Origin of the sequence: Terrihabitans soli, from assembly GCF_014191545.1 — a bacterium.
Taxonomy (GTDB): domain Bacteria; phylum Pseudomonadota; class Alphaproteobacteria; order Rhizobiales; family Methylopilaceae; genus Flaviflagellibacter; species Flaviflagellibacter soli.
The window spans coordinates 1490023-1507415 of sequence record NZ_AP023361.1 but is presented as its reverse complement, the minus strand read 5'-3'; the positions used below and the strand labels follow the sequence as shown (position 1 = coordinate 1507415).

16 protein-coding genes are annotated in these 17393 nt (G+C 62.4%); 10 read left to right on the top strand and 6 right to left on the bottom strand.

What is annotated here, in order from left to right:
- Positions 1–45: 45 nt before the first annotated feature.
- Positions 46–1536, top strand: a complete 1491-nt coding sequence (gene purF, locus IZ6_RS07860; RefSeq protein ID WP_222877429.1) for an amidophosphoribosyltransferase — start codon at positions 46–48, stop codon at positions 1534–1536.
- A gap of 12 nt (positions 1537–1548) precedes the next feature.
- Complete coding sequence (locus IZ6_RS07855; RefSeq protein ID WP_222877428.1) at positions 1549–2292, top strand: SDR family NAD(P)-dependent oxidoreductase; 744 nt, start codon at positions 1549–1551, stop codon at positions 2290–2292.
- 6 nt (positions 2293–2298) lie between these two features.
- Here the strand turns inward: IZ6_RS07855 and der are convergent, their stop codons facing one another.
- The 4 genes from der to panB all read right to left on the bottom strand — a co-directional run bounded on the left by der (position 2299) and on the right by panB (position 5718).
- A complete protein-coding gene (der, locus tag IZ6_RS07850; RefSeq protein ID WP_222877427.1) occupies positions 2299–3711 on the bottom strand; it encodes a ribosome biogenesis GTPase Der in 1413 nt (470 codons plus the stop codon).
- A 16-nt stretch (positions 3712–3727) separates the two neighbouring features.
- Positions 3728–4048, bottom strand: a complete 321-nt coding sequence (locus IZ6_RS07845; protein ID WP_222877426.1) for a hypothetical protein — start codon at positions 4046–4048, stop codon at positions 3728–3730.
- A 20-nt stretch (positions 4049–4068) separates the two neighbouring features.
- Positions 4069–4743: a tetratricopeptide repeat protein gene (locus IZ6_RS07840; RefSeq protein ID WP_222877425.1), complete on the bottom strand. Its 675-nt coding sequence runs from the start codon at positions 4741–4743 to the stop codon at positions 4069–4071.
- A 147-nt stretch (positions 4744–4890) separates the two neighbouring features.
- Positions 4891–5718 (bottom strand): 3-methyl-2-oxobutanoate hydroxymethyltransferase, encoded by an 828-nt coding sequence (gene panB, locus IZ6_RS07835; protein ID WP_222877424.1) that lies wholly within the window; start codon positions 5716–5718, stop codon positions 4891–4893.
- Positions 5719–5884: 166 nt separating this feature from the next.
- On the opposite strand from panB, the gene IZ6_RS07830 reads away from it, so the two are divergent.
- From IZ6_RS07830 to IZ6_RS07815, 4 genes are all read left to right on the top strand, one after another.
- The gene (locus tag IZ6_RS07830) at positions 5885–7582 is read left to right on the top strand and encodes a vWA domain-containing protein (RefSeq protein ID WP_222877423.1); all 1698 of its coding nucleotides are present in this window, start codon (positions 5885–5887) and stop codon (positions 7580–7582) included.
- A 114-nt stretch (positions 7583–7696) separates the two neighbouring features.
- Positions 7697–8767, top strand: a complete 1071-nt coding sequence (locus IZ6_RS07825) for a Ppx/GppA phosphatase family protein (protein WP_420825576.1) — start codon at positions 7697–7699, stop codon at positions 8765–8767.
- A complete protein-coding gene (locus IZ6_RS07820) occupies positions 8764–9459 on the top strand; it encodes an RlmE family RNA methyltransferase (RefSeq protein WP_222877422.1) in 696 nt (231 codons plus the stop codon). Before IZ6_RS07825 ends, IZ6_RS07820 begins: the two co-directional genes overlap by 4 nt.
- Before the next feature lie 17 nt (positions 9460–9476).
- Positions 9477–10493 (top strand): hypothetical protein, encoded by a 1017-nt coding sequence (locus tag IZ6_RS07815; protein ID WP_222877421.1) that lies wholly within the window; start codon positions 9477–9479, stop codon positions 10491–10493.
- Here IZ6_RS07815 and IZ6_RS07810 read toward each other — a convergent pair whose 3' ends face one another.
- Positions 10494–11930 (bottom strand): DHA2 family efflux MFS transporter permease subunit, encoded by a 1437-nt coding sequence (locus tag IZ6_RS07810; RefSeq protein WP_222877420.1) that lies wholly within the window; start codon positions 11928–11930, stop codon positions 10494–10496.
- 229 nt (positions 11931–12159) lie between these two features.
- Between IZ6_RS07810 and guaB the strand changes: the two genes are divergently transcribed.
- From guaB to IZ6_RS07790, 4 genes are all read left to right on the top strand, one after another.
- Entirely contained in the window at positions 12160–13644 is a 1485-nt protein-coding gene (guaB, locus tag IZ6_RS07805; RefSeq protein WP_222877419.1) for an IMP dehydrogenase, read from the top strand.
- Positions 13645–13646: 2 nt separating this feature from the next.
- Complete coding sequence (locus IZ6_RS07800; RefSeq protein WP_222877418.1) at positions 13647–14069, top strand: MAPEG family protein; 423 nt, start codon at positions 13647–13649, stop codon at positions 14067–14069.
- A 25-nt stretch (positions 14070–14094) separates the two neighbouring features.
- Complete coding sequence (locus IZ6_RS07795) at positions 14095–15384, top strand: RsmB/NOP family class I SAM-dependent RNA methyltransferase (RefSeq protein ID WP_222877417.1); 1290 nt, start codon at positions 14095–14097, stop codon at positions 15382–15384.
- Between the two features lie 224 nt (positions 15385–15608).
- The gene (locus IZ6_RS07790; RefSeq protein ID WP_222877416.1) at positions 15609–16094 is read left to right on the top strand and encodes a hypothetical protein; all 486 of its coding nucleotides are present in this window, start codon (positions 15609–15611) and stop codon (positions 16092–16094) included.
- Positions 16095–16392: 298 nt separating this feature from the next.
- Here the strand turns inward: IZ6_RS07790 and IZ6_RS07785 are convergent, their stop codons facing one another.
- Positions 16393–17241, bottom strand: coding sequence for a leucyl/phenylalanyl-tRNA--protein transferase (locus IZ6_RS07785; protein ID WP_222877415.1), 849 nt, complete (start codon positions 17239–17241; stop codon positions 16393–16395).
- Positions 17242–17393: the final 152 nt, after the last annotated feature.

The following is a 17393-nucleotide window of genomic DNA, read 5'->3' as shown; positions in this document are numbered from 1 at the left end:
CTAACTGATTTTGAGGATGGCGTGCGGGCCATCCAGGAGTGCGCAATGACAGCAGGGGCCGAACCCATCGATAGCTTCTGGCGCGAGCTGGAAGAGGACCGCCTGCATGAAGAGTGCGCGGTCTTCGGCATCTTCGGCCACCCCGACGCCGCTGCCATTACAGCGCTCGGTCTTCACGCGCTGCAGCATCGCGGCCAGGAAGCTTCGGGCATCGTCACCTATGACGGCAGCCGCTTCCACGCTGAAAAACGCCTCGGACTTGTCGGCGACAACTTCTCGAACGCCGAAGTCATCGAACGTCTGCCCGGCTCGGCCGCCATCGGCCATAACCGTTATTCGACAACCGGTGAAACTATTCTGCGCAATGTGCAGCCGCTGTTTGCCGAACTCGAAACCGGCGGCTTCGCCATCGGGCATAACGGCAATCTGACGAACGGCCTGACGCTGCGCAAACAGCTGGTGCGCGAAGGCGCGCTCTGCCAGTCGACGACGGATACGGAAGTTGTTCTGCATCTTGTCGCGCGCAGCCAGCGCAACCGCTTCCTCGATCGCTTCATCGATGCGATCCGCCAGCTTGAAGGCGCCTACGCTTTCGTTGCGCTCTCGACCAAGAAACTGATCGGCGCGCGCGATCCGCTCGGCATCCGCCCGCTCGTCCTCGGCCAGCTCGATGGCCGCTACATTCTCGCCTCCGAGACCTGCGCACTCGACACGATCGGCGCCAAATACATCCGCGACATCGAGAACGGCGAGATCGTCGTGATCAGCGAGGAAGCGGGCAAACAGGTTCTGGAATCGCACAAGCCCTTCCCGCCGCAGCGGGCCCGCCCCTGCATCTTCGAATATATTTACTTCGCGCGTCCCGACTCCGTCGTCGGCGGCAAGAGCGTCTACGATGTGCGCAAGCGCATGGGCCATGAGCTGGCACGCGAGAGCATGGTCGAAGCCGATGTCATCGTGCCGATCCCGGACTCGGGCGTTCCCGCCGCTCTCGGCTTCAGCCAGGAAAGCGGCATTCCGTTCGAACTCGGCATCATCCGCAATCACTATGTCGGCCGCACCTTCATCCAGCCGACGCAGCGCATCCGCGAACTCGGCGTGCGCCTGAAGCATTCGGCCAACCGTTCGCAGGTCGAAGGCAAGCGCGTCGTCCTCGTCGACGACAGCCTCGTGCGCGGCACGACGTCGGTGAAGATCGTGCAGATGATGCGCGATGCCGGCGCGAAGGAAGTGCATTTCCGCCTCGCCTCGCCGCCGATCACCCATTCGGATTTCTACGGCATCGACACGCCCGAGCGCGACAAGCTGCTGGCCGCGCGCATGGACCTCGAACAGATGCGCAAATTCGTCGGCGCCGATACGCTGGCTTTCCTCTCCGTCGACGGTCTCTACCGCGCGATGGGCGAGGACGCGCGCGATCCGGCGCGTCCGCTCTACACCGATCATTGCTTCACCGGCGATTATCCGACGGGTCTCACCGACATGACCGGCGAGAGCCATCCGAAGCAGCTCTCGCTGCTCGCCGAAGCGGGCTGACCGCGCGCAATCATGTCTGCACCCGATCTGAAAGGTAAGATCGCGCTCGTCACCGGCGCCTCGCGCGGCATCGGCGCGGCGGTGTCCGAGGCGCTCGCGGCGCGCGGCGCGCATATCGTCGCCGTTGCCCGCACGGTCGGCGGGCTCGAAGCACTCGACGATATCATCAAAGCGAAGGGCGGCACCGCAACGCTCGTGCCCCTCGATATTACAGACTATGACGGTATCGACCGTCTCGGCGGCGCGCTTTACGAGCGCTTCGGCAAGCTCGACATTCTCGTCGGCAATGCCGGCATGCTCGGCCCGCTCTCACCGGTCGGTCATGTCGATCCGAAACAATGGGACAATGTCGTTGCGGTGAATGTCACCGCAAACTGGCGTCTCATCCGCTCGATGGACCCCTTGCTGCGCGCCGCCGATGCCGGCCGCGCAATCTTCGTGTCCTCAGGCGCCGCGACGAATGTCCGCGCCTATTGGGGTCCTTACGCCGTCTCGAAAGCCGCGCTCGATGCACTGGTGCGCACCTATGCCGAAGAGACGAAGAACACGCCCATCCGCGTCAATCTCTTCAATCCCGGCGCAACGCGCACCAAAATGCGCGCTCAGGCGATGCCCGGCGAAGATCCGCAGACCCTGCCTTCGCCCGAAGTCATTGCAGCCGAGCTTCTGAAGCTGACCGATCCGAAGCTCGAGGAAACGGGGCTCATCTATGAGGCGCGCGAAAAGCGCTTCCTCACCTTCCAGCGCCCCGCATAACGCGCTCTAGTCTTCGCCCTTGTCGAACGGATTTTTCGGCTCGCGGAATGCGAGGCGGATCGGCGTGCCGTGCAGGTCGAAGGTCTCGCGCAGGCCGTTCACGAGATAGCGCGTATAGCTTTCCGGAAGCGCTCCGGTGCGCGTGCCGAACAGAACAAAGCTCGGCGGCCGCGCCTTGTTCTGCGTCATGTAGCGCAATTTGATGCGCGTGCCGCGCACCGCCGGCGGCGGGTGCTGCTGCAGAACGCCATCGAGCCAGCGATTGATCTTGGCCGTCGGGATACGCTTGTTCCACACCTCATAGGCCTTCAGCACCGCCTGCATCAGCCGGTCGATGCCCTCGCCCGTCTGGCCGGACACGGCAACGAGCGGCATGCCGCGCACCTGCGGCAGAAGATGATCGGCCTGTTCGCGGAAACGCTTGATCGCGCCCTGACGGTCTTCGATCAGATCGAATTTGTTGAGCGCGATGACAATGGCGCGGCCCTCGCGCGCCACGAGATCGGCAATCTGCAGATCCTGCTTTTCGAACGGGATCGTCGCATCCAGGAGAACAACGACGACTTCCGCATACTGGATCGAGCGCAGCGCATCGGACACTGCGAGCTTTTCGAGCTTGTCCTGCACGCGCGCTTTCTTGCGCATGCCGGCGGTGTCGACGAGCTTGATATCGCGGCCGCGCCAGTCGAGTTCGACGGAAATGCTGTCGCGCGTAATGCCGGCTTCGGGGCCGGTCAGCAGACGGTCTTCACCGATGAGGCGATTGATGAGCGTCGATTTGCCGGCATTCGGACGGCCGACAATGGCAACGGCAAGCGGCCCACGCGGGCGCAGATCTTCCTGCTCGACCTCGTCGCCATCTTCGACGTCGTCTTCGCTGTCGCGATCGTCCTCATCTTCGTCGCTTTCAGCGCCGAACATTTTTTCGTCGCCGAGAACCTTGCGCAGCGCCTGATAGAGATCGGCAAAGCCGTCGCCATGTTCGGCGGAGAGCGCGACCGGCTCGCCGAGGCCAAGGCGATAGGCTTCATAAGCGCCGGCGGTGCCGTCTTTGCCTTCCGCCTTGTTGGCGACGAGGACGACGGGCTTTCCGGATTTGCGCACGAGGTCGGCAAAATGCTGATCGTCGGGCATGAGGCCGACGCGCGCATCGATGAGAAACAGAAGCGCGTCCGCATCCTCGATGGCGGTGACGGTCTGCGCCGTCATGCGCCCGGCCAGCGAGCCTTCGGCGGCATCTTCGAGACCCGCGGTATCGACGGCGGTGAATTCGAAATCGCCGACGCTGGCCGCGCCTTCGCGGCGATCGCGCGTCACGCCCGGGCTGTCATCCACAAGCGCGATGCGTTTACCGATCAGACGGTTGAAAAGCGTCGACTTGCCGACATTGGGCCGGCCGACAATCGCGATGGTGGGCATGGCCGGTATACCGGCGTCAGTAGCCGGTCGGCGGCGCCGGAGGCGCCGGCGGCACGGACTGGGTGCGAGCCGCTTTGGGCGTGGTCGATGTTCCCGGCGGTGGCGGAGGCGGAGGCGCCGTCTGAACCACCGGCTGGTTGGCCGGCATGGTCGCGCCGACATAGTCGGAATTGGGCGGCGGCAGTTTACGCGGACCTGCGAACTCGCCCTGCTCGAAGACCGGCCGGCGCTCGCCCGGGATAGCCTTGTCCTTCTCCGCGAACGGATTGAGGCTCTGGCACCCGGCAAGGCCGAGGCTGGAGGCGGCGATCAGGAGAATGGCTGCAGTGCGTGACATCGGCGGCTTGTGTCCCAACATCATGGCGCGGGCGGGGCAGACGGCACGCCGGCAGGCTGGCCGGCGAGATCGAGCAGAAGCTGCCCCCGCGCACGGGCGCCGGGCGGCGTTTCCGGATCGACGATCAATTCCTCCGCCCAGCGGCGCGTGTCGTCAAGATTGCCGGCCTTCCAGGCGGCGAGCGCCAGGATCTCCCGGGCCGAATGGCGCCAGGCATTTCCATTAGCGGCCAGCGGCTCGACACGGCTCGCGACATCGGCCTGGCTGCCCGTATCTACAAGGGCAAGAGCCGCACGGATGCGCGCGAGATCGCGCAGCAAAGCCGGTACCGAAATGTCCTGCGCGATAGCCTCGAAACGGGCGGCAGCGGCAGCTTTATCTGTTGTGGAAAGCTCGGTTGCGGCGCGGAAGCGTGACAGGATCGCGTAGCCGGCCGGCGCATCCTTCGCGAGAGCCTCGAGCGCGACCTCGGCTTCCTTGGCGTTGCCTGAAGTGGAGAGCGCGATCGCCGCATCGTAGCGGGCGCCGGCTTCCTGAGCCTGCTTGGCCGAATACCAGTCATAGGCGCGCCAGCCGGAAACGCCGACGACGATGAGGACCGCCGCGCCGACGAGAACCGGTCCGTAGCGCTTCCACAGCCGGTTCATGCGCTCGCGGCGCAGGTCTTCTTCGATCTCGTTGAAAATGTCCGACATGACGCCCGCTGGATTCGGCCTCCCCCAGGGAAGCGGCGCGCACCATAGACACCGCGCCCCCGGGTGGCAAACCTTCCCCGGCGCCGAATGGGGTCTGACTTTTTTCTTATAATTAATGCAGGGACTTAAGTCCCGGCGGGCGGCAGATCACTCCGCCGCCTTGCGCATGGAATAGGTGTGTTCGGGCGCCGGGAAATTGCGCTCGCGCACCTCGGCGGCATAGCCCTCGATGGCGCCGCGGATATGGTCCTTCAGCGAGCCGTACTTCTTGACGAATTTCGGCACCCGCTCGTTGAGGCCGAGCATGTCTTCCATCACGAGGATCTGCCCGTCGCAGGCGGCAGACGCACCGATGCCGATGGTCGGGGCCTGGACGAGGCCGGTGATCTTGGCGGCAAGCGGCTCGGCCACGGCTTCGATGACGATGGAGAAGGCGCCGGCTTCATCCACAGCCTTCGCATCCTTCAGGATGCCGTCCCATTCCTTCTCATCGCGCCCCTGCGCCTTGAAGCCGCCGAGCGTCAGCACGGATTGCGGCGTCAGGCCGATATGCCCCATTACAGGCACGCCGCGCTCGGTGAGGAAGCGGATGGTTTCGGCGGTGCGCACGCCGCCTTCGACCTTCACGGCGCCGGCGCCGGTCTCTTTCAGAACGCGCACGGCGTTTTTGAAGGCCTCGGCCGGCGAGCCCTCGTAGGAGCCGAAGGGCATGTCGATGACGACGAGCGCGCGCTTTGAACCGCGCACAACCGCCTGGCCCTGAATGATCATCATATCGAGCGTCACGGGCACGGTGGTTTCCATGCCGTACATGACATTGCCGAGGCTATCGCCGACGAGGAGAAGCTCCACCAGATCGTCGGCAATCGCCGCCGTATGGGCGTGGTAGGCGGTCAGCGTGACGATGGGCTCCCCGCCCTTGCGGGCGCGGATTTCGGGCGCGGTGATCCGGCGGATCGGGGGCTGAACGGACATGGTGTCCTCCACGGGGTTCCGAGCAGAAGCATGCCCGGAATGGCTGGGCAATCACATCGTCATAAACACGGTAAATCTCAAGACGGAGCTAAAAAGATCGCCTTGGCGGCCCCTGGGGCAGCCGTTACCGTCCCAAACCTTCCAAAACCCCCGAGGGCTCTGCTGCATGTTCCGTCGCCTCCTTGCCGCCCTCGCGGTGTTTGCCGCCCTTGCCCCCCTCTCCTTTTCGAGTTGGCCGGCTTCAGCCCAGGCCAAAGGCCCGGCCGATGCCGTTCTGATCCTCGATGCCTCGGGCTCGATGTGGGGGCTTGTCGAGGGCCGGACGAAAATGAGCGCGGCGCGCACGGCCGTCGGCACCATCATCGACAAATGGCAGCCGGATCACAAACTCGGCCTCATGGCGTACGGACACCGGACGAAGGGCGATTGCGCCGATATCGAACTGATCCAGCCGATCGGTCCGCTCAACGGAGATGCGCTGCGCGGCACGGTGCAGAAGATCACTCCGAAGGGTAAAACGCCGATCTCCGCCTCGCTGAGACTTGCGGCCGAACAGCTTAAATCGACGGAAAACCCGGCGACCGTCATCCTCGTGTCCGACGGCATCGAGACCTGCAATGCGGACCCTTGCGCCGTCGCCGCCGAACTCGAAAAATCCGGCGTCAATTTCACGGCGCATGTCATCGGTTTCGATGTCGCCGATCCGGCCACGCGCGCGCAGCTTCAGTGTATCGCGCGAAATACCGGCGGCGTTTATCTCGATGCAAAGAATGCGAGCGGGCTCGAAGACGCACTCGGCAAAGCCGTCGAAGCGGCGCAGGGCGAGAAGATCGCGAGCGAAGCGCCGCCGGAGCCCGAGAAGAAGGATCCTCTCGCCGGCAAGAACTGGCGCGGCGTGGTGCGGCTCGCGGAAGGGCTCGATCCGATCGAGGATTCAAACCATAACGTCGTCTGGTCGCTGTTTGTGCCCGATACGGCCGGCGATCCCGGCGAATTCGTACAGACGGAATACGGATCGCCTCTAGCGGCCGTCGCAAAACCCGGTACTTATGCGGCAACCGTCGAGTTCTTCCAGACCAAACGTATCCTGCCAATGACGGTCACCGCCGCACCGTCGGTGCAGGATGTGGTTCTGAATGCCGGCTATGTGACGAGCGAAGGTGCGCTCGCAGGCTCCGGCGCCAAAGCCGAAGGCGTCAACTGGGACATCAAGACGGCCGCCGGCGAATATGTCGCCACTTCCTACGATGCCGTCCCCCGCTTCGTCCTGCCCGCGGGCAGCTATGTCATGACGCTGACCAAGGGCGCGGCAAAGGCTGAAAAGCCGTTCGAGGTCACGGCCGGCGACAGCATCAATCTGGCGGTCACGCTCGATGCTGGGCGCCTTGTCGCCAGCGCCGTCTATTCCGCCTCTGGCCCCGACGTCACCGACGGCATTGCCGTCGAAGTCTTCAAGCCGGCGGCCGGGCCTGGCGCGAACCGGGAATGGATCGCGACGATGTTCAACGCCCAATCGGTCTTTGAGCTGCCGGCCGGGCGCTACGACCTCGCCGTCACCGTCGGCGCAGCCAAGAAATTCCAGCCGGTGGATGTCACCTCGGGCCAGACGACCGAGGTAAAGATGGATCTCAATGCCGGGGTGCTCGGGCTCGATGCCCCGGGAGCCGAGTTCATCGAGGTGATGACAGCCAAAAAGGACATCAACGGCCAGGTCCAAATGGTTCATTACTCATACGATCCCAAAATGAACGTGACTCTGACGGCCGGCGATTACGTGATCCGGACGACGAAGGCCGGAGCCGTCAAAGAGACCCCGGCCAGCATCCGGCCCGGCGAGCGCAGCGAGCTTTCCATAGCCCCTTAAGGCTCTTAGAGGGCCGCACTTGCGTCGCCTCCCCCAGTTGCTAGACTTCAGGCAACTCAACATTTGGGGTAGGCGCGGCGACGTGGCCTGCTGCCTCCCCAGAAGGAAAACACGGTGAACGACCGGGTTCCGCTTCCGACGACGGAGGCGGCGCTGCCTCATGGCACGCCGCGGACCGGTCGACGGCAAGACGCGCTCTATGCCGCGCTTGATCTTGGCACGAACAATTGCCGCCTCCTCATCGCGCGCCCGATCTGGGACGGCTTTCGGGTCGTCGACGCGTTTTCGCGCATCGTCAGATTGGGCGAAGGCCTCGGCGCCAGCGGACGCCTTTCGTCCGATGCCATTCATCGCGCCGTCGAAGCCCTCAAAGTGTGCCGCGACAAGATCAAAGCGCGCGGCGTCAAGCGCGCCCGCCTGATCGCAACCGAGGCCTGCCGCCTTGCCGAAAACGGCGAAGAGTTTTCGCAGCGCGTTTTTGCCGAGACAGGTCTTCAGCTCGAAATCATCGACCGCCAGTCGGAAGCGCGCCTTGCCGCGCTCGGCTGCGCGCCGCTTGCCGATCCGAACGCTGACGGCGTTCTTCTGTTCGATATCGGCGGCGGCTCCTCCGAACTCGTCTGGCTCGACCGCCATCGCAATTTGTCGGGCGAGCCGCGCATCCGCTCCTGGATTTCGCTGCCGGTCGGCGTCGTCAATCTCGCCGAGCGCCATGGCGGTACGCATGTGAGCGACGAAGTTTTTGAAGCCATGGTCGAAGATGTGATGCCGCGGCTTGACGATTTTCCTGAAAAGCATGCGCTGAAAGCCGCCTGCTCCAAGCTTCATATGCTCGGCACCTCCGGCACGGTGACAACGCTTGCCGGCGTACATATGGATCTGCCGCGCTATGACCGCCGCCGGGTCGACGGCGCGTGGATGACCTCGCCGCAGATCGACGAAGTGATCGGCCGCCTGCGCGCTATGCCCTATGAAGACCGCGTCGCCAATCCCTGCATCGGCCGCGAGCGCGCCGATCTTGTGCTGGCGGGCTGCGCCATACTCGAAGCCTTCCGCCGCACCTTCCCCTGCTCGCGCTTGCGCGTTGCAGACAGAGGGCTGCGCGAGGGCATGCTGATAGATCTCATGCGTGCCGACGGCGTCTGGCGCGGCCCGAAAAATCACAATGGGCATCGCACATCATGAGCCGCACCGGAGCCGCAGGCGGCAGCGGCAGTGGCCGCGATCTTACCGTTCGGATCAAGAGCAAGAAGAAGCGCACGAACTCGCAGCGCGCCTGGCTCGAGCGTCAGCTCAACGATCCTTATGTCGCGCGCGCCAAGCGCGAAGGCTTCCGTTCGCGCGCCGCCTACAAGCTTCAGGAAATCGACGAGAAGCATAAACTCCTGAAGCCCGGCGACCGCGTGCTCGATCTGGGCGCCGCCCCCGGCGGCTGGAGTCAGATCGCCGTTGCGAAAATCGGCGCCCCGGCGCGCGGGAAGGTCGTCGCCATCGACATTCTCGACATGGATCCGATTGCCGGCGTCGATTTCGTGCAGTTCGATTTTCTCGATCCGCGCGCGCCCGAAAAACTGAAGCAGATGATGGGCGGACCCGTCGATATCGTGCTGTCGGATATGGCGGCGAACACGACCGGCCATAAACAGACCGATCATTTGCGGACGATGGGCCTTGTGGAAGCCGCCGCGGAATTTGCCCGCGAAGTGCTGGCGCCGAATGGCCGCTTCCTCGCAAAGGTTCTGGCCGGCGGCACCGAGCGCGAGCTTCTCGCAATGCTCAAAAAAGACTTCCGCGAAGTGAAGCACATCAAACCGCCTGCGAGCCGCAGCGGTTCAAGCGAGCTGTATGTGCTGGCGACGGGCTTCCGCGGAACTTAAGGGATAAGGGGGCGTCCTTGTTCAATCGTCCCACAGTTATTGTGGTTGGCGCTGGAGCGAGCGCCGAATATGGCATGCCCACCGGTGATGGGTTGAAGAAGCGCATTAGAGAAGAAGTCCGTTTTGGTTTTGACAACGGACGGACTGTCTCGGGATGCGATGTATTGTTTCATTCTCTTTGGATGAAGTTCAGCAATGTAATCCAGAAGTATGTCATAGGCGGCAACGACCTCTCGAAAGCGATCGATAGCTTTGTCAGCATCGACGAAGCGTTGCATTTTTTCGCGTCGAGATCGGAGATCGTAACCATTGGAAAGATGGCCATTGCGAAAAGCGTCCTCGCGGCCGAACGCCAAAGCTCACTTTACGACCCAAGCGACTGGATAATAGAAGGTAGCTTCCGAGATTTCCGAAGTGGATGGCTCACGCAACTACTAGCCGTGGCTCTAAGCGGTGCCAGACAGGATGCGATCGAAGACATATTTTCCAACGTGACTATCATCAACTTCAACTACGATCGTGTGATTGAACAGTACATATATCAGGCACTTCAACACCACGTCGGCATTACGGAAGACAGAGCTATCGAAACACTCCGCCGTCTCCGTGTTTTGCGGCCTTACGGATCTATAGGATATCTAAATTGGCAATCTCCCGAAGGAATCCCGTTCGGACACGAGCCGATTCCCTGTCCAGTTCTGATGTCAAAGAATATTCAAACCTATACCGAACAGAAGCGGGACGACGGGCTAAGCTCGGCGATTAGTGAAGCCATAATTAAGGCTGAGCTAACCGTCGTTCTCGGGTTCGGCTTTCATCCCCAAAACATGCAGATTTTAGTGCCAACAGCGAGGTCCTCTCGAAATGCACTTTTTGCAACAGTCTATGGTTTGGACGAAAATAATTTCGACGACCTCAGAAATGAAATTACCAAAAAACTCCAAGTCGACTTCAGCCAGATCCGCCTGCTGCCAATGAAAGCTGAAGAGATGCTCATCAAGTTGAGGCCATCCATCACGACGCTCGTTTCTTAGCTAACTCCGGTCCTGCATGTTCGAGACGGGATCGGGCGCAACAAGCTTCTTCGATTTATGTCCCGACACTTCGGCGCCGGCATTTGCCGGAAGACGCAGGAAGTTGATGAAGGCCAGCGCCGAGACGACAGCAACGACGATAAACGCCCAGGTGAAATCCCCTGGCTCCAAAGTTGTCCCGCCCCGTGCCCGCATGGACGCTTCCAGCGTCAAGGCACCGATCGACACGCCGACCGACAGCGAGACCTGCTGCGCCACGCTCATAAAGCTCGTCGCATGGCTCATGCGTTTCTGATCGATATCGGAATAACCGAGCGCATTGACGCTGGTGAATTGCAGCGAACGGAAGAAGCCGCCGAAGAGAAGCAGGCTGAGGATCACGCCGTGTGGCGTATCGGGCGTAAACCAGGCCGGCATGAACACGAAGAACGAACTGAGGAAGGCGTTGACGAGCAGCACGGTTTTGAAGCCGAACCAGCGCAGAATGGGTGCGGCCGAGGCCTTCATCGTCATCGCGCCGACGGCGGTGACGAAGGTCAGCATGCCCGACTGAAACGCAGACAACCCGAAGCCGATCTGGAACAGCAGCGGCAGAAGGAAGGGCTGCGCGCCGACGCCGATGCGGAACATCGAGCCGCCGACAACCGCAGCGCGGAAGGTCGGAATACGTAGCAGCTTCAGATCGAGGATCGGCGCCTTGGCGCGCCCTGCGTGAATGACATAGGCGATCATCATCACAATGCCGGTGCCGAGAATGATCAGCGTCGTCGGCAGCGGCAGCACATCGAGCCCGATGGCGGTGGCGCCCGAGACGATGCTGGCAAGCCCGACGCCGGACAGAACGAAGCCGATGGCGTCGAACTTCACATTCTTCGCGCCCTTGATGTCGGGGATGTACAGCGTCGCAAGAAGTAGCCCGATCACACCGATCGGGATGTTGATCCAGAAAATCCAGCGCCAGTGATAATAGGTGGTGATGAAGCCGCCGAGCGGCGGCCCGACGACCGGGCCGATCAGCGCCGGTATGGTCAGCCAGGCGAGCGAGCCGACCATTTCGGATTTCGGCACAGTGCGCAGCAGCACGAGACGCCCGACCGGCACCATCATCGCGCCGCCCATGCCCTGCACGACGCGCGACATGACGATCTGATCGACGCTTTGCGACAGACCGGCAAAGACCGAGCCCAGCATGAAGACGCCGATGGCAACGCGGAAGATCAGCCGCGCCCCGAACCTGTCGGCCATCCAGCCCGAGGCCGGAATGAAGACGGCGAGGCTGAGCAGATAGGAGGTCAGCGCCAGTTTCAGGTGGATCGGGTCCGAGCCGATATCCTTGGCGATGGCCGGCAGCGAGGTCGAAAGAACCGTCGAATCGAGGTTCTCCATGAACAAGGCGGCAGCGATGATGAGGGGGACGAGAGCGCGCTGGGGAAGCATGAGGGCCGGTATAGAGGGGATTCGGGCGGTTTTGCCCCCATATCCCAACCTCTCCCGGCCATTTCCGTTCATTTTTCCGGCATTTCGGCCCGAAAATGGGGGCAGAAAGCCCCCTCCCTTCCCCCCGTCATGTTCGCGTGCTATCCACCCTCGCCAACTCCCCGGAGCGGCCGCGACCAGCGCATAAAGCGCAGGGCCGCCGCATATCCGAGAAAAGGATGATGTTGGCATGGCCCGCCTGATCTCTACGGCCTTCGGCCCCGAAGCTCTCACCTTCGACGACGTTCTGTTGCGACCCGGACTGTCCGAAGTCATGCCGAGCGACACCGATATCCGCTCGAAGGTGACGAAGACGATTTCCGTCAATCTGCCGATCCTCTCCTCCGCCATGGACACGGTGACCGAGGGCCGCCTTGCCATTGCGATGGCGCAGGCGGGCGGCATGGGCGTGATCCACCGCAATCTGACGCCGCAAGAACAGGCCGATCAGGTGCGGGCGGTGAAGAAGTTCGAAAGCGGCATGGTGGTGAACCCCATCACCATCCATCCCGACCAGACGCTCGCCGAAGCCTTTGGCCTGATGACGCAATATTCGATCTCCGGCATTCCGGTGGTCGAGCGCGGCACGAACAAACTCGTCGGCATTCTCACCAACCGCGATGTGCGCTTCGCCACCAATCCGCAGCAGCCCGTCTCGGAACTGATGACGAAGGAAAAGCTCGTCACGGTGCGCGAGAATGTCGAGCAGGCGGAAGCCAAGAAGCTGCTTCATCAATTCCGCATCGAAAAGCTTCTCGTCGTCGACGAGGCCTTCCGCTGCACCGGCCTCATCACCGTCAAGGACATCGAAAAGGCCGTCACCAATCCGCTTGCCAATAAGGACGAACAGGGGCGCCTGCGCGTCGCTGCGGCCTCGACGGTTGGCGATGGTGGGTTCGAGCGCACCGAAATGCTGATCGCCGCGGGTGTCGATCTTGTCGTCATCGATACCGCGCACGGCCATTCGCAGCATGTGCTGAACGCCGTGTCGCGCGTGAAGAAAATGTCGAACGCCGTACAGGTCATGGCCGGCAATGTCGCAACCGCCGACGCCACCAAAGCGCTGATCGATGCGGGCGCGGATGCGGTGAAGGTCGGCATCGGCCCGGGCTCGATCTGCACGACGCGCATCGTCGCCGGTGTCGGCGTGCCGCAGCTCACCGCCGTGATGGAAGCGGCCGATGCTGCGCGCAAACAGGAGATCCCGGTCATCGCCGATGGCGGCATCAAATATTCGGGCGATCTTGCAAAAGCGCTCGCGGCGGGCGCCGATGTTGCGATGGTCGGCTCGCTGCTCGCGGGCACAGAAGAAAGCCCGGGCGAGACCTTCCTCTATCAGGGCCGTTCCTACAAAGCCTATCGCGGTATGGGTTCGGTCGGCGCGATGGCGCAGGGCTCGGCCGACCGCTATTTCCAGCAGGACATCAAAGACAGCCACAAGCTCGTGCCGGAAGGCATCGAGGCGCAGGTGCCGTACAAAGGCCCTCTCGGCTCGGTTCTGCATCAGCTCGCGGGCGGCCTCAGAGCCTCCATGGGCTATGTCGGCGCAAAGACGCTGAAGGACTTTCAGACCAAGGCCGAGTTCGTGCGCATTTCCGGCGCGGGCCTGCGTGAAAGCCATGTCCATGACGTGACCATCACGCGTGAAAGCCCCAACTATCCCACGAGGGTCTGAACATGACCGTACAATCGGTTCTTCTTCCCGTCTTCGCGCAGATCGCCCTCACCTTCTTCCTGATGGTGTGGATGGCGCGCACGCGCTTTGCGGCCGTCGGTGCCGGTCATGTGACGATCAAGGATCTGAAGCGCGACTGGACGAGCTGGCCGGAACGGCCGACGCAGATCGCCGCCGCCTATCACAACCAGTTCGAACTGCCGGTCCTGTTTTACGTCGTCGTCCTGGCGGCGATCATCACCACGCAAGCGGATTTTCTCTTCGTCATCCTGTCCTGGTTCTTCGTCGTTGCCCGGCTGATCCACGCCTATGTGCATACCGGCAAGAACGAGATCCGCGCCCGCTTCAAAGCCTTTCTTCTCGGCGCGATACTTCTGATCGTTTTGTGGGTCTATTTCTTCCTGAAGCTCTTCATCGGGCTGTGACCGGAAAAACCGGCGGAAAGCAAAAATGAAACCCGCCGCGCATGCCAGCGCTGCCATCGAGATTCTGACCGATCTCGAGGCGAAGAAACGACCCGTGGCAGATGCCCTGAAAGACTGGGGCCTGACGCACAGGTTTGCCGGCTCAAAAGACCGCGCGCAGATCGCAAGCCTGATCTACGACGTGCTCCGCAAGCGCTCATCGCTCGGCTTCCGCATGGGCGCCGAGACACCGCGCGCGCTTGTTCTCGGCGCCCTCGCCTTTACCCGCGGCATCAGCGCAGACGATCTTGCGGCGCAGTTTGCCGACAGTCCGCACGCACCAGACGCGCTGTCCGATGCCGAGCGCAAAGCGCTGAACTCCTCTACGCTCGAAGGCGCGCCGGCTTTCGTGCGCGGCGATTATCCCCAATGGCTCGATGCGCATCTGCAGCGCATTTTCGGCGAAGACCGTGCCGATGAAGGCGCGGCGCTGTCCGAGCGCGCGCCGCTCGACCTGCGCGTCAATCTGTTGAAAGGCACGCGCGAGGAAGCGCTCGCCGAACTCTCCCATCTTCATCCCGAACCGACGCCGCATTCGCCGCTCGGCATCCGAATTCCCTTGCTTGCCGACGGGCGCGGCCCGCCGGTGCAGTCGGAACCCGCTTTTCTCAAGGGCCTTGTCGAAGTGCAGGACGAAGGCTCGCAGATCGCCAGCCTCATTGCGCAGGCAAAGCCCGGAGAACAGGTCATCGATCTCTGCGCCGGAGGCGGCGGCAAGACACTCGCTCTGTCCGCGGGCATGGAGAACAAGGGGCAGATCTTCGCCCATGACCGCGATCTCAGGCGTCTTGCGCCGCTGCATGAGCGCGCGGAGCGCGCCGGGGTCCGCAATCTTCAGATCCGCTCGCCGCGCGGCAAAGAAGACGTGCTGAAAGATCTTGAGGGAAAAGCCGATCTCGTTCTCGTCGATGCGCCCTGCACCGGCGCCGGCACCTGGCGGCGCAATCCCGATGCGAAATGGCGCATGCGCCCCGGTTCGCTCGAAATCCGGCAGAAGGAACAGGATGCGGTGCTGGGCGATGCCGCGCGGCTTGTGAAACCGGGCGGCCGCCTCGTCTACATCACCTGCTCCTTGCTGGCTGAGGAAAACGAAGACCGCCTCCAAGCCTTCCGTGCGGCTCATCCCGGCTTCCGGCCGGTTCCTATCCGGGAGGCCCTCTCCGCAGCGGGACTGGGGGCGCTCGACCCCTATGCCAATGCCGATGGAAGCGGTCTCCTCCTCACCCCGCGCCGCAGCGGGACGGATGGGTTCTTCGTCGCGGTGCTGCGCCAATAGAGGGCACTCAGCCACTTTACAATTTTTAATTGTGGAGCATTATTCGGCCTATGGAGCCGACAGGCATATCTTTCGCGATCGCAGAGGTCACCAGTCTCGCCCAGAGATCGGGTCCGTTTTTCTTTTCGGTTCTGTTCTCGATCTATATCGCTCACAAAGCTCGGCAATACTTTAATGAGTGCAACTCACGGACCGACCCTCCCGCCACAAAGGAGGAGCGCTACGTGTACATATTCTATTTCCTTGCGGTGGTCGTCGCCGGCTTCTCTCTTGTCGCCTTCTCCGTTCATATTTGGAATAAGAACCAGACACAGCTCGCCAAGTTTACCGTAACGATCGAGGAGGTCGACCCGAAAGCCTTCATCGATTCCGCGTTTTATTCGCGGAAGGTGCCGAAGCGGGTACCGGACGGTGTGAAGAAGATTCCGAATGTCGAGTATTTTCTAATCGTCGCCCCCGGCTTCAATGTTGGCGACAAATTTCCCATCACGTTTTATCCCGCACCGGACGAGCAGCCAACGGTGACACCGGATGGTCAGCCGCAATTCGCGGCACCCGGCGCGCCCTTGCAATTCGAATTCGAATATTCAGGCGGTGAGTTCGCCCAGTACGCGCTGGTGCGTGACGGAGCGAGCTGGAAACTCGTCAAGAAAAGCCCGTCTCTGGCGACGCTCAATCCGTACAACGATGTCGCCGGATTGATCAAATGAGGCTGCTCATCGGCATCGTCCTGTGCGTTTTCTCAAGCCCCGCCTTCGCCCAGTTCTGTGCGACAAGTTTCGGGACCTGCCCGCTCTCGGTCGGCATGGCGCCGGGAAGTCCCTGTGTGTGCTTTTCGCCTGCGGGGCCCGTACAGGGCTTTGTGCAGGGTGGTGGCGGCGTTCCAATGCCGGCTTTCTGTTGCACTCCCGCGGGGCGTTTTGGGCCATTCCCAAATAACGGAACTCCAGCGGGCGGCTTCTGCCAAGCCCCAACGCCGAACGGCTTTTTCGGCGGCCAAGCCTGTTTCTAGGCTGCGTCGGACTTCTTCCACTCCGCCGTATCTTTCGGCGCAAATTCCACATGCCAGCGCCCAGGCTTTGCCTTTGCGGGCTCTGAGCCTTTGATCAGCGCATTGAAGTCAGCGCGCGGGATGGTCTTGCCGCCAAGATCCTTCACCCAGGGGCTCAGCGCTTGATGATCGACCGCGGCAAAACCCCAGGCCGACAGATGATGGTAGAGGCTGACGATCGCGAGTTTCGACGCATCGTTTGCGGTGTGGAACATCGACAGCGCGCTGAACACCGGACCGAGCGTGACGCCGAACACGCCGCCGACCAGCTCTCCCGCTTCATTGCGCACTTCGACCGAATGGGCATGGCCGGCTCTGTGGAGTTCGCCCATCAGCGCGCGCGTTTTGGGATGCAGCCAGGTGAGATGAAGGCGTTTGCGCGGCGCGCCGCAGGCGCGCACGACATCGTCGAAGGCATCATCGATCGACACCGTGAAACCGGAATTCTTAAGCGTGCGGCGGAAGCGTTTTGGAATATGCACATCGCCAAGCATCATCACGGCGCGCTCCGGCGGCGACCACCATTTCAGCGGCCCGGCATGGCCCATGACGTGAAAGCCGTTCTTCATCCCGGCAAGGACCGCCTGGACCGAACGGTCATGTACCGGCCCGCCATAACCGTCCGGACCGGCGAGAGAGCTCTCGTCCGGCACGGCGGGGCCAGGCCTCAGGGTTCGCCAGAAGGTCACGGGGATCACGACCGCCGTTTCCCGAAGGCGCCGGGGCCGGACGGCATACAGAACCGCCATCATTTGGCGGATGCCCCATTCGGCCCAGCCCTCTGAATCTGCTCGAAAATCAGTCATTCCAGCCCTTTGGCCCAGTCCCTGGCCAGCCCCGTCAGCCGCCCTTTTCGGGCTTATGCGGCGCACCATGACCGATATTCCCAGAAATCCGGTAAACGCGGGCCGATGCGGCACCCGGCCCGTTGCGGCGCGGCGGACTTTGACTTAACCCC

Excerpts from the sequence above, each read along its gene's own strand:
- purF (WP_222877429.1), top strand. The coding sequence starts at position 46 with ATGACAGCAGGGGCCGAACCCATCGATAGCTTCTGGCGCGAGCTGGAA.
- IZ6_RS07855 (WP_222877428.1), top strand. The coding sequence starts at position 1,549 with ATGTCTGCACCCGATCTGAAAGGTAAGATCGCGCTCGTCACCGGCGCC.
- der (WP_222877427.1), bottom strand. The coding sequence starts at position 3,711 with ATGCCCACCATCGCGATTGTCGGCCGGCCCAATGTCGGCAAGTCGACG.
- IZ6_RS07845 (WP_222877426.1), bottom strand. The coding sequence starts at position 4,048 with ATGTCACGCACTGCAGCCATTCTCCTGATCGCCGCCTCCAGCCTCGGC.
- IZ6_RS07840 (WP_222877425.1), bottom strand. The coding sequence starts at position 4,743 with ATGTCGGACATTTTCAACGAGATCGAAGAAGACCTGCGCCGCGAGCGC.
- panB (WP_222877424.1), bottom strand. The coding sequence starts at position 5,718 with ATGTCCGTTCAGCCCCCGATCCGCCGGATCACCGCGCCCGAAATCCGC.
- IZ6_RS07830 (WP_222877423.1), top strand. The coding sequence starts at position 5,885 with ATGTTCCGTCGCCTCCTTGCCGCCCTCGCGGTGTTTGCCGCCCTTGCC.
- IZ6_RS07820 (WP_222877422.1), top strand. The coding sequence starts at position 8,764 with ATGAGCCGCACCGGAGCCGCAGGCGGCAGCGGCAGTGGCCGCGATCTT.
- IZ6_RS07810 (WP_222877420.1), bottom strand. The coding sequence starts at position 11,930 with ATGCTTCCCCAGCGCGCTCTCGTCCCCCTCATCATCGCTGCCGCCTTG.
- guaB (WP_222877419.1), top strand. The coding sequence starts at position 12,160 with ATGGCCCGCCTGATCTCTACGGCCTTCGGCCCCGAAGCTCTCACCTTC.
- IZ6_RS07800 (WP_222877418.1), top strand. The coding sequence starts at position 13,647 with ATGACCGTACAATCGGTTCTTCTTCCCGTCTTCGCGCAGATCGCCCTC.
- IZ6_RS07795 (WP_222877417.1), top strand. The coding sequence starts at position 14,095 with ATGAAACCCGCCGCGCATGCCAGCGCTGCCATCGAGATTCTGACCGAT.
- IZ6_RS07785 (WP_222877415.1), bottom strand. The coding sequence starts at position 17,241 with ATGACTGATTTTCGAGCAGATTCAGAGGGCTGGGCCGAATGGGGCATC.